Genomic DNA, 12259 nt, shown 5'->3' with positions numbered 1-12259 from the left:
CTGTTACAGGTGGTCGACGCGGGCTGGCCGTTGCCGCTGGTGCCCTGCGCGAGCAGGTAGAACCAGTGGTTACCGGGACCGGCCGCGGCGTGCACCTCGTCGCTCGGGGTGCTGCTGGAGTAGCAGTTGTCGTCGCCGAGCGCCGACGGGTTGTACATGTTGCGGATCGCGCCCGAGCCAACCAGGTTGACCTCTTCGCCGACCAGGTAGTCCGGCGGGTCGTTCGCGTTGTTGAGGTACCACTCAGTGGCGGCGCCGAACGTGTCGGCGACGAACTCCTGGGTGCCGCTGGCCGAGATACCACCGGGGGTGGTGTCGTCGATGCCGTGGCCGAGCTCGTGGCCCAGCACGTCGGCCGAGGAGATCCACTGACCGGCGGTGTTCTTGCCGATCTGCACCTGGGTGCCGTCGTAGTACGCGTTCTGGTCGTTCAGGCCGACCCGGATCGGCCACGCGCCGCCGGAGCCGTCCTGGCCGTTACGGCCGAGCCACGCCGAGAGCATCTTGGTCTGGCCCTCGCCGACGTAGAGGCCGTCGACGCAACCGGTCTCCTTGCTGGTGCCGACGCCGGTGCCCCAGACGTTGTCGGTGCCGCTGAACGTCGTGTTGGTCGACGCGTCCTGGCACTGCATCGTGGCCTGGGTGGAGGACTTCATCGAGTACGTCGAGCCGGACAGCGTGGTGTCGATCGACACCGCGCCGTTGATCCAGCCGGTGCCCGTGCCGGCCACGTTGGTGACGTGCTCCTTGGTGCTGAGCACCGCACCGGTCTGCGCGTCCACGTTGACCGTGAGCCGGCTGGCGCCCTCGGCGCCGGTGCCGTTGACCGTGGTCTGCCAGGCCAGCTTCGCGGCCGCGCCCTCGGCGGCGACCACGACGAGCTTGGTGCCCTCCACGCCGGAGACCGTCTTGAGCTGAGCCTTGGCCGTAGCCGCGGCCGCCGTGTCGGCGATCTTCGGGGTGATGGCCAGCTCACCGATCGGGCTGGTCTGGGCGACCGAGGTGTACTTGGTCGCGCCGCTCGCGTCGGTCAGGACGACGAGGTCGCCGCCCTCGACCTTCAGGCCCTTGTAGTACCGGAGGTACGGGGTGTAGTTGAGGCCGTGCGACGAGAGGACGGGCTGACGCTGGAACGTGTCCGCCGTGCTGGCCTGGAGGACGGCAGGCTTGCTGGCGACAAGGGCGTCGGCCTTGGTGGCGGCGAGCTTGGTGGCGGCCGTCGGGTCAATCGGCTCTGCGGTGGCCGGCCCGGCCACCGCAACCATCGCGGAAGCGGCTGCGGTACCAGCAGCCAGCGCGATGATCAGGGGGGTTCGACGTTTCACGCGGGTACTCCTTTTTCTGCCCGGGGGTTTGGGCAGGCTCAAGGTCCGATGGACGATAAGTCACACCGAGACGACTTGAAGTGAGACGCTAGGCATCGATGGGTATCTCCGAATCAGGGAAAACCCTTGCGCCCGCCGTGGGAGCGCTTTCCGGGCCATACTCCCTAGGTCGTACTGCGGAAGTACTCCCTGGTCGGATGACCCGCGCCGGGCGTACGCGAGACGATGCCGCCATGACCGAGCGTGAGTTCCGATTCGGCGTCGTCGCCGGAAGGGCGCCGTCCGGCGCCGAGTGGGCCGCCACCGCGCGGCGGGCCGAGGAGCTGGGCTACGACACCATACTGGTGCCCGACACCCGGAACACTTTCGCGCCGTTCCCGGCGCTGGCGGCGGCCGCCGCCGTGACCACATCACTACACATAGGTACGTACGTGGTGAGCGCTCCCAACCGCGCGCCGGGGCTGGTCGCCTGGGAGTCCGAGACGTTGCAGGAACTCAGCGACGGCCGGTTCGAACTGGGCATCGGTGGTGGGCGGCCGGGCGCGGCCGAGGACGCGGCATCGCTGGGGGCGGATTTCGGTACGCCGGGCGAACGGCTCGACCGGGTCGCGTCGACCATCGAGGCCGTCCGGAAACTGGAGAACGCCCCGCCGGTGATGGTGGCGGCCAGCCGGCCGAGGATGCTGCGGCTCGCGGCGGCACAGGCCGACATCGTGGCGCTGGGCCTGCCGCCGCAGACCACGGAGCCGCTTCTCGCCCGTACCGTCTCGCAATTGCGCGATGCCGCGGGCGAGAGATTCGACGAGCTCGAGTTGCACCTCAATGTCGCGGCCGTGGCCGCGACCGTCGATGCCATTCCGTCCTGGCTGTCCCGGATGGTCGGGGGTGACCCGCGGGACATGGCCTGGAACGGCGGGATCGCGTTCCTCGTCGGCTCGGCAGAGCGGATCGCGGATCTGCTCTGCCGGCGCCGCGAGGAGTTCGACGTGTCCTACATCGGGGTGAGCGGCCTGTTCATGGAACAGTTCGCCCCGGTCATCAAAATCATCCGTGGCTGACGGTGAGGCTGTAGAACTTCACCTTCGCGCCGTTGGACGTGCTCTCCGACGAGGACTGGTTGTACGAGCCGGCCTTGAAGTACTGCTTGTACGGGTTGAAGGACGACGGGATCGTGTACGTCGTCTTCGACCCGTTGACCGTCAGGTTGATCTTGTTGCCGGTCACGTTGATGACGTAGGTCCACTTCACGCCGAGCGCCACGTTGCCGACCTTGTGCAGGGTCTGCCCACCGTCCGGCGAGTTCTCGGTGCCGAGGTAGATGTCACCGTTGGGGCGGTAGTACAGCTCCAGCAGCGGCTTGGTGGACGACCCGCCGGTGCCGAGGTGCACCTGGCCGACGCAGACGTTCTTGGTCACCGAGGGGATGCGCAGCTGGGCGCTGAGCGTGTGGTTGCCGGCCAGGGACCAGTTGGCGGCCGAGCCGTCCCGGTTCATCTCGCGCAGCTCGGACCGGGCGTAGTTGGAGTTGGGCGTGGTCACGCCCTTCTCCGGCGCCCAGAACGTCATCGAGCCGTCGTTCTTGTCGGTCCAGAAGTAGGCCGGGTTGCTGTAGGTCTTCAACTGCGCCGGGGAGATCGTGTCCGGCTTGCCCGGGGAGCCGACGGGCAGCTGGAGCTGCCAGATCGCCAGGTCGAAGTTGCCGCCCGGGGGCAGCGCCGGGTCGAGCGCGGCGGCCGACGCGTTGGTGATGCCGAGGACGCCGAGCGCGCCGACCACGGCGGTGGAGAGGCTGACCGCGAGGAGCTTCCGTCTGTGCATGGGGATACCTACCTATAGCCATCTCGGGGGGATTGGCAAGTTGGCTAACAGTAGGGTGAGACATCGAAGCTCGACTTTAAACAGACCTTAAATAACGGGGTGCGCCCGTACGCCGGGCGCACCCCTCGCGATCAGCGCCAGTAGCCGTCCTTGAGCTGCTGGCGGACCATGTCGAGGGCGGCAGTCGCCTCGGCGGCGTTGGTCGCCTTCGCCAGCAGGTCGTTGACGTAGTTGTAGTAGTAGGGACTGTGGATCACCCGGTGGACCGATGCTCCGGTCGGATTGGCCGAGCTCTTGTTGGCCGGGAGGAACACGCCGTTGGCCGCGTCGTTGATGTCGATACCGAAATGCGCCAGCCGTGTCTGGGCGGTTTTGGCGCCCGCTGCGCCGCTGGCCACGATGTGGTGGGCCTCGGTCTGCGCGGGACGGGTGATCCCCGCCGCGACCATGTTGTCCCCCAGAATCTTGGCCTGCGAACTGCAGGTCGCGTTGTGCACCAGGATCGCGAAGTCCCCGGCCAGCACGTAGAACGTGTGCACCCCGCTCACCGTCAGGTTGAACATGTCCTGCTCGGCCAGCTTCGTGGTGGTCGCGACGACAGTGACCACGGTGCCGTCGGCGGCCCGCAGGAACTCGCCGGACCGCAGGTCGGAGGCGATCACCCAGGCCTTGCGGGTCGCGTCCCAGAACGGGTGACCGGCGGTGGTGTGTACCACCTCGACGTCGCCGTCCCGGTCGCGGACGGTCACGTCGGTCAGGTCGGTGTCCCGGTTGACGTGGGTATCGGTGATCGTCCGGACCGTGGTCCGCCCGGTCGCCGGGTCGGTGGCCAGCACCTTGTCGCCCGGCTTCAGATCGCCGATCCGGGTGGTCGAGCCGTCGGCCCGCAGCACCTTCGTGTCGGCGGTGAACGAGTTGCAGCCGAGCCGGCCACCCGCGGTCTCGGCCGAGGCCGCCGCCGATTCGGTCTTGCCGAAGAAGCGTGTCTTCGCGGCGTCGTAGACCTTGCCGCCGACCTTGCCGACCGCGGTGCCGACGCCGTGGAAGATGACGCCGTTCTCGTAGTCGGCCTTGGTCTGGTCGAGGCTCTGCGCCTCGCCGTTGATGGTGCGGGTGACGCCCTGGCCGACCGCGTTGGCCACCCCGGCGACCTGGCCGCGCACCAGGAAGCCCGCGCCGAGGGTGGCGCCCTCGATCGCGCCGTTGACCGCGCCGCCGGCCGCCGCGCCGACCAGTCTTCGGGCGCTGAACTCGCCCGCTCGGTACTGCGCGTAGCCCTCGAAGCCGGTGCTGATCACCGCGCCGATCGCGGCCCCGGCGGCGATGGTTATCCAGCGTCCGTCGGGATCGGCCAGCCGGACCGGGTTGTTCCCGGCGTAGGTGTAGGCGGCCAGGTTGCCCGGGTTGCCCACGCCGCCGGCCGGTGCGCCGTCGAGGTAGCTGCCGATCATCGGGTCGGGCGTCTGCCAGACCGCGGTGCGTGGGTCGTAGTAGCGGGCGCCGAAGTAGTACAGGCCGGTCTCGGTGTCGAGCTCCTTGCCGGCGAAGCCGTACGGGCTCGGCGACGCGGTCGACCGTTCGGTGGCCCAGCTCTCGCCGGACGGCAGGTAGCGGTTGTGCTCGACGACCTTGCCGGCGGCGTCGGTGCCGTACGCGGTCGAGCCGAGATGGTCGGTCTGGAAGTAGAACTGGGCGCCGGACTGCACGGCCTTGGACACGATCCGGTCGCCGCCGACGAAGACGTGCTTGTAGGAGGTCGAGTTGCGCTGGGTGAAGTTCTGGTTCGGGTAGACGGCCACGTTGCCGGAGCCGCCGTTCTTGACGACCCGGTTGCCCTGGTCGTCGTACAGATAGCGGGTTTCGCAAGAAGAAGTCGAGGCCAGGACCAGGTCGGTGGCCGAGCCGCTGCTGCTCGAGCAGACCAACTGGTTGGCGTCGTTCCAGGTGAGCTGGAGTTTCTGCTTGCCCGGCCCGGAGCGGGAGGTCAGGTTGCCGTTGGCGTCGTACTTGAAGGTGAACGGCCCGGCCTTGGTCGGCGCGTGCGGTTGGGTGCCCTCGTAGGCGTACGCGTACTGATAGCTCGTGTCCTTGACCGCGGCCGCCACGCCTGCGGTGACCAGATCGTGGGTCTGGTTCTTGGCGGTGATGTTGCCGATGCTGTCGTAACCGAGGGTGAGCTGGAACTGGTCGGTCTTGCCCGAGGCCGGGAAGTAGCTGCCCTGGGCCGAGCTCAGCCGGTTGAGGTCGTCGTAGCCGAACGACTCGGTGCCGGTGCCACCGAGGCCGCCGATCGCGCCGGCCGTCTGCGCGATCGAGGTGACGTTGCCGACCTGGTCGTAGCCGTAGTTGGCGTTCTGGAAGGTGGTCCCGTCGGCCTGGGCCGACTGCAGGGTGGCCAGCCGCCGGTCGGCGGTGCTGTAGGTGTACGTCGTGCGCACCCCGTTGCCGGTCTGCATCAGCGTCCGCTGGCCGAAGACGTCGTACTCCATCTTGGCCAGGTAGGTGCTGCTGCCGATGGCGCTGTCGACCAGGCCGCCGTGGTCGTAGTGGTAGGTGAGCACCTCGCCGTCCGGGTAGGTCATCCGCTGTACCCGGTTCCACGTGTCGTACTGGTACTTCGTGGTGTAGCTCTTCTTGACCAGGTCGACCGTTCGGGTCTCGGCGGTCAGCTCGCCGAGCGGTCCGTAACCGCGGGTGACCGTGCCGGCCGGGTCGGCGACCTTGGTGACGCGGTCGGCGGCGTTGTCGGCGGCACCCGGCCCGCCGTACGTGTAGCCGATGTCCTCACCGGACGGGTAGTGGATGCCGGTGACCCGGCCGAAGTCGTAGTCGAACGTGATGGTCGCCTGAGCCGGGGTGATCTCCTTGGTCACGTTGCCGGCCAGGTCGTACGCCGTCCTGGTCTTCCCGGAGTCGGGGTTGTCGACAAGCGTGCGGCGGCCGAGGTTGTCGTAGGCGCTGCGGGTCGTGTTGCCCCGGTCGTCGACGACCGTGGTGAGCTGGCCCAGCGGGTCGTGGGCGTAACTGGTCCAGACCCGGTCGGCCTGCTTGACCGCGGTCTGAAGCATCCGCGCGTCGGTGTAGGCGCGAGTGACCGCGCCCTTGGCGTCGGTGGCCGCCGACTCGAACTGGGTGACCCCGGCCCGATCCGCCCCGAAGCCGTAGGACACGCTGGTCACGGTCTCGTCCGGCAGCGTGGTGCGGGTCGGCCGGTCGAGGATGTCGTACTCGATCCGGGTCGGCGTGACCGGGTCGACCTTGGTGCTGAACCGGGTGTTGAGGACGCCCTTGGCCTCGCTGACCGGGTAGGTCTGGGCGACCATCCGGCCGGCGAAGTCGTGCACGATCCGGCCGGAGACGGTCATCGTCTCGACCCCGCCCAGCGTGGTGTCCTTCTTGGTCTGCAGGATCCGGCCGAGGCCGTCGGTGAAGACGATGGTGTCGATCGAGTTGGTGCGGATGGTGCCGTCGGCGTTGCGGTCGATGTTGCGGGTGATCGCGTACGGGGTGGCCGCCTCCGGGTGGTACTCGATGTCGACGGTCGGGTGGTTGGACGCCGTCTCGTACGGGCCGGTGATCGTGTCCGGCCGGCCGGCCCGGTCGTAGAGCGTGCGCGATTGCTGGCCGTTGACGTCGGTGCTGGTCTCGATCTGCCCGAACTTCAGGTTGTAACTGGCCGTCGAGGTGTAGCCGAAACTGTCCGTGGTCGAGGTGACGTAGGTGGACAGTGCGGGGTCATAGGCGTACGTCAGCTTGTAGCGCTGACCCTTGGCGTTCGGCGGCTCGGTGACTGTTTTGAGATTGCCGTCGGTGAAGTAGGTCAAGTCGGTGGTGGCGATGCTGCCGTCGGCCAGGGCTGCTCGGAACTGCTTGAGGTCGCCGTTGGCGCAGTCCACGGTGGCTTCCCGGTGCCGCATCAGCACCCCGCCGCCGCGCACGTCGACCGACTTGGGCGCGCCGACGATGTTGCTGGTCCGGCAGGTCGCGTCCTCGTAGGTGAACCGGGTCTTGGTCTCCACGTCGTCGGCGGTCCCGGCGTCCCCGGCGTCCAGCTCCCGGGTCACGTTGCCGACGTCGTCGTAGCTCCGCTCGGTGTACGTCGACTTGCCGGCGGTGTCCCGGCCCTCGAAGTAGCGCTCGTCGGTGCGGATCAGAGCCGGGAAGAAGCCGCCGGTCGTCGCCCGCGGCTGGTAGGTGCTGGCCGTCTCCTGGAAGACCCGGCCCTCGGCGTCGGCGGTCCGGGTCGCGGTGAGCAGGCCGCGGGTGTAGTGGCTGTCGGTCGCGAAGGTGCGGGTGGTGGACCGGTAGACCGCGCCGGCCGCGTCGCGCAGCTCGGTGACCACCGTGTGGTAGCCGCGGAACTGCCGTTCGAGCCGGTCGTAGACGCCACCGTCGTACCGGAACGTGGACACCTGGGTGTCCACCCCGTCGCCGGCGTGCCCGTCGGCGACCGTCACCCTGCTGAGCACGAACTGCGAGTGCGGCTGGTCGAACGTGTTGCCGGCCCGGCTGTAGTCGAGGTCGATCCGCGAGCCCAGCGGCCGGCTCACCGTCCTGAGCAGGTTGGTGCGGCCGGTGGTGTTCTCCGCGACGGTGAGCTGGTTGTCGCTGGTGGAGCGCAGCTGATCGGCGAAGCCGTCGCCGTTGATGTCGCGCAGGGCCTGCTCGGTGCGGCCGACGCCGGTGCCGACGCTGGCGCCCGGGTTGATGATCACACAGCCCGCGATGATGAAGAAGCAGGCGTGGAAGGTGACGTACGCGCCCCCGCCGAGCTGGGCGTTCGCGTCGTCGTTGACGCCCGGTGCGCCGCCCGCGAACGGCACCGGCGCGGCGAACCCGGAGCCGGTGTTGATCGCGACCCGCATCGGGTTGCCGTCGAACACCCGGTCGGCCAGGCCGTCGCCGTTGACGTCGGTCAGCGAAGCGTTGGTCGAGCTGTGGCTGGTGCTGAACGAGGCGCCGCCGGCGAAGCCGTAGAAGTCGGTGTTGAAGCCGATGTTCGCGCCGCTGTTGGCGGTGTCGCCGGCGTTGAGCTTGCCGCCCGGCCAGGGCTCCGGAGCGGCGAACCGGTAACCGAGGTTGAGCGCGGCGCGGCCGTCCGCGTACACCCGGTCGGGCAGGTTGTCGCCGTTGATGTCGAGCAGGTCGAACGCGGTGTCCGAGCGACCGGTGCCGAGGTTGCCGCCGACACCGAGCGGTGGCATGTCGTTGCCGATCTGCGCCGAGTTGGCGGCGGTCTCGGCCGGCGGGGCCGCGTAGCCGTTGCCGGTGGTGACAGTGCGGGCGGCGCTGCCGGCGCTGGCGTTGCCGGACTCGGTTCTGGTCTTGCGGACGTCCGAGTCGGGCAGCGTGGCCCGGGTCGCGCCGAGGGTGCCGGTCGGGTCGGTGTACTGGATGCCGGCCGAGCCGATCACGTCGGGGAAGCCGTCGCCGTTGAGGTCGACGTAGTCCATCTCGGCGGTGCTGTCGCCGGTGGCGATGCTGCCGCCGAGGCTGCCGATGCCGCCGGCCACGCCGCCGGTCAGCGAGATCTGGGTGGACCGGGACAGCTTGGGTACGGCGGTGACGGTGGCGAAGTCACCGGCGGTGGGCACGGTGATGGCCTGGGTGCCGAGCCGGGAACTGCTCGCTGTGCCGGGGCCGGCCCAGGTGAAGTTGTCGTTCGCCCAGCGGTTGTTCGCCGGGTCGGGCGCGTACGGGAACGCGTCGGGCGGGCTGACCCGGGGGTCGGCCGCGAACTCGTCCTTCTGCGCCTGCGGGTCGACCGAGGTCGGCAGGTCATCCGTCCAGGACTCGTCGATGACCAGCCGGTTCTGCGCGATCGGGCCGGAGGCGTTGCCGTTGTAGCCGAGCACACCCCAGCCGCGGTACGGGCGCGGGAAAGCACCCTCCTCGGCGGCTCGATGCAGCGCGCTGGGTGCCGGGGCCAGCGTGTCCACCGAGGAGCCGACCTGGACCGAGCTCTCGGTGACCGAGCTGTCGAGCGAGCTGAAGTCGAAGAACAGCTCGTCGCCCTCGGTCACCGGCACCGTGAGGTCTTCCGCGCCGGTGTTCTTGGCCAGCAGCGCGCCGCGCTTCTTCACGGTGAACGTGGCGGTGCCGGTGTGCGCGGGCCGCACGATCAGGTCGCCGGTGAACGGCGCGACGTAGGCGGCCTGCGGCGCGGTCAGGTCGTCGGCGGTGTAGGTGTCGATGTCATAGGGCGCGTTGATCACCGATTCGCCGGAGGTGGCCGTCGGCGCCCAGGCGATCTGCGCGAGGTCGATCGGTGAGTCGGTGCGCACCCGCCAGGCCAGGGCCTGGCCCTTGGTGACCGAGATGTCGGTGTCGATGACTGTCTCGCCGGTCTCCGAAGCCGGGAGGGTCCGGGAGAAGACCGTCGTGCCGTCCCGGGTGATCACCGCGGTGACGTCGTCGGTGGTCGCGCCCTTCTTGGTGAGCACACCCCCGAGGTGCAGCGTGCCGTCGGCGGGTGCGGTGACCGTGCCCGCGCGGCCGGCCAGGGTGAAGTCGGCGGAGGCCTGGTAGACGTACGGATCGAGGCCGTTGACGTCGGTCGTCGGGGTTGTCCCGGTGTATGCGACCTTCGGATCCCAGGCGACCTGGTCGCCGACGCCGTCGAAGCGGGACTGGAGACGGAAGTAGAGCCGGTCGCCGCGCTTGACGGTGACGGCGTCGAGACCCTCGAGCGTGCCGCCCGACCACAGCTCCTCGTCCTCGTGCTGGATCGCGGCCCGGATGCCGTCGGTGGATTCGCCGGTGAGCCGCACGTCGCCGGTGATCGCCACGGTGCCGTCGTAGGGCGCCACCCAGCGCCGCACGGTGTCGACCAGCGGATGCGACTCGATCTCCCGCTGCCGGTCCGCGCTCAGGTCGCCGACCAGACCGTCGGCGTCGACCGGCGCCGAGCCGATCGGCACCGGTGTGTCCGACGAGAGCCCGTACACCGGCGCGCCGTCCGCGCCGATCCGGCCGAACAGCACGTTGCCGCCGTCGACCAGGTCGGTGATCCCGTCCGCGTTCACGTCGGAGAAGTAGCGGGTGGTCGTGGTGAACGTGTCCACGTGGTCGAGCTGGACGGCCACCGCCCCCGGGTAGCTCTCCACGCCGATCGTCGACGAGTTGCTGCGCTGGGAGAAGATGCCGGGCAGGTTGTGCAGCGGTGTGACCTCGTCGGCGAACCGGGCCGAGCCGCCCGGCTTGAACAGGTTCTTGCGGTAGACCACCGCGCCGCCACGGGTGAAGACCTTGTCCGGCAGGTTGTCGCCGTCCACGTCGGCCAGCGCCAGCAGGCCGGTGTCGGTGGTGCGGTTGAAGCCGGTCTTGATGCCGGTCGAGTTGGTCTTCGACCGGGTCGGTCCGAAGCCGACGTACAGGTGGCCGCCGACGGTGGTGCTGGTGGTGCCGTTGAGGGCACCGGCTTCGCCGCTGCCGACCGCGCTGAGCGCGGCGTTGCGCACGTCATCGTCCGGCGAGGTCCACTGAACCTGTTCGAAGGCCTGGTACGCCCCGGCGCCGTCGCGTACGTCGTCGTAGTAGCCGAACGAGTGGGTGACGAACGGCAGGTTGTCGTCGCCGAGTTCGGTCACCGACTTCAGCAGCGTCTTGCCGAACGCGCCGGTGGTGTAGTCCAGCTCGTAGGCCCGGATCGGCAGGTCGTTGAGGGTGACCTCGACCCGGCGCAGCAGGTCGGCGGTGACCCGCTTGAAGCCGCCGCGGGCGTCGATCGAGACGTCGCCCCGACGCGCCTCCTCCAGCTCCCGGTCGCGGATGAAGGTGACCGCGTACGGTCCCTCGGCCGTGGCCGTACCGGTGTAGGTGATCTTCTGCAGGTAGAGATTGCGACCCGGGACGCTACCGCCGGTGATCCCGGCGTCCTCCTGGATCACGGTGTGCAACCGCATCACGTTGCCGTGCGTATCGCGCACCTCGCGCAGCGCCCACTCGAAGAGATGCCCGGCGTCGTCGGCCAGGGCCGACTCCGGCGTGCCGCCGTAGAAGCTGCGGGTGCCGGCCTTGTCGACCACCTCCCAGGAGTACGCCGAGGGCGTCGAGCCGTGCCGCACGATCTTCGCGAACGCCCCTTCAACCCGGGGATGGAAGACCTTCTCGGCCGTACGGGCGACCAGCGGTCCCCGGTTCGCGACCGGGGCGAGCTGCTCGCCGCCGAGCTGATAGGTCTCCGATTCGAGGCCGCCGTCGTAGCGCGGCACGCCCCACCGAGTGTCCACCGCGATGGTCGGCACGGTCAGGTCCCAGCCCTGGCCGAGCCAGCCGTTGGCACTCGCGGAGTTGTATCCGATGGACAGATCGGGCTGTATGCCGCCGCGGCCGGCCGGCACCTCGATCGGGTAGGACAGCCGGGCCTCGCCGGTGCTGGTGGCGCCGGGTGGGCTGATCGTGGTGACCCCGGTGGCCGGGTTGGCGGCCTGCAGGTCTTTGATCTGGGTCGGGTTGAACGAGGTGCCCTGCGGATACTCGGGCAGGCTCAGCACCGCGTTGGCGATGTCGGTGAAGTGGTCGGTCTTCGAGATGACCAGGTGGTTCTTCTCGTCGACCCGGACCCGTTCGAGGGCCTTCCAGCAGTCGGCATGGTCGTCGAAGAAGAACGAGTAGACGTCCTGGGGACTGAACTTCGTGCCCGCGTCGTAGGGCAGGGCGATCTCGATCGGTGCGGCGAACCGGTAGGGGTGCGGGGTGAACCGCCAGCCGCGCTGCGCGCCGCCGGTGACGTTGGTCAGCTCGTCGCCCATCTGCGGGAGCTCGGCCGAGCTCAGCGCGCTGATCCCGATCTCGACCGGGGAGGAGACCGCGCCGGGTCCGATCGTCAGGCGTACGCCCTGGTAGTCGACGTGGGTTGTCTCCGCCGCGAGGGCCGTTACCCGATGGTCGGCCGCGACCACGTCCTGGCCGGTGACGGTGATTTGCTTGGTTGCCGTCCCCGTGCAGCCATCGGGCGGGGTGCTTGCTTCGGCGGGCGCGGGGGCCGGTGCGGCCATTGTGGACAGTTGGCCCACACTGCCCGGCAAACCGGCCAGTATTACGAGTAGTCCGACAAGGCACGCCACGATCCGTCTGGTCCCCATTACTGCCCCCGGCCCGTCGATGAACATCCC

At 69.3% G+C, this 12259-nt stretch carries 4 protein-coding genes; 1 reads left to right on the top strand and 3 read right to left on the bottom strand.

What is annotated here, in order from left to right; all coding sequences use genetic code 11:
- Positions 1–1265: M4 family metallopeptidase (locus Ate02nite_RS04230; protein ID WP_203798965.1), on the bottom strand; the 1265-nt coding region annotated here is incomplete at its 3' end.
- Between the two features lie 293 nt (positions 1266–1558).
- Between Ate02nite_RS04230 and Ate02nite_RS04225 the strand changes: the two genes are divergently transcribed.
- On the top strand, positions 1559–2383 hold the full coding sequence (locus tag Ate02nite_RS04225) for an LLM class flavin-dependent oxidoreductase (RefSeq protein WP_203798879.1): 825 nt from the start codon (positions 1559–1561) through the stop codon (positions 2381–2383).
- Here the strand turns inward: Ate02nite_RS04225 and Ate02nite_RS04220 are convergent.
- Together Ate02nite_RS04220 and Ate02nite_RS04215 are read right to left on the bottom strand one after the other, a co-directional pair.
- Positions 2370–3143: a polysaccharide lyase family 7 protein gene (locus tag Ate02nite_RS04220; protein ID WP_203798878.1), complete on the bottom strand. Its 774-nt coding sequence runs from the start codon at positions 3141–3143 to the stop codon at positions 2370–2372. The two genes, Ate02nite_RS04225 and Ate02nite_RS04220, sit on opposite strands and share 14 nt — an antisense overlap.
- A gap of 131 nt (positions 3144–3274) precedes the next feature.
- Positions 3275–12142, bottom strand: a complete 8868-nt coding sequence (locus tag Ate02nite_RS04215; protein ID WP_203798876.1) for a SpvB/TcaC N-terminal domain-containing protein — start codon at positions 12140–12142, stop codon at positions 3275–3277.
- Positions 12143–12259 lie beyond the last annotated feature (117 nt).

The sequence above is a fragment of the Paractinoplanes tereljensis genome, assembly GCF_016862435.1.
In the GTDB taxonomy this organism is placed as follows: domain Bacteria; phylum Actinomycetota; class Actinomycetes; order Mycobacteriales; family Micromonosporaceae; genus Actinoplanes; species Actinoplanes tereljensis.
This window is presented reverse-complemented; position numbering and strand designations above follow the sequence as displayed.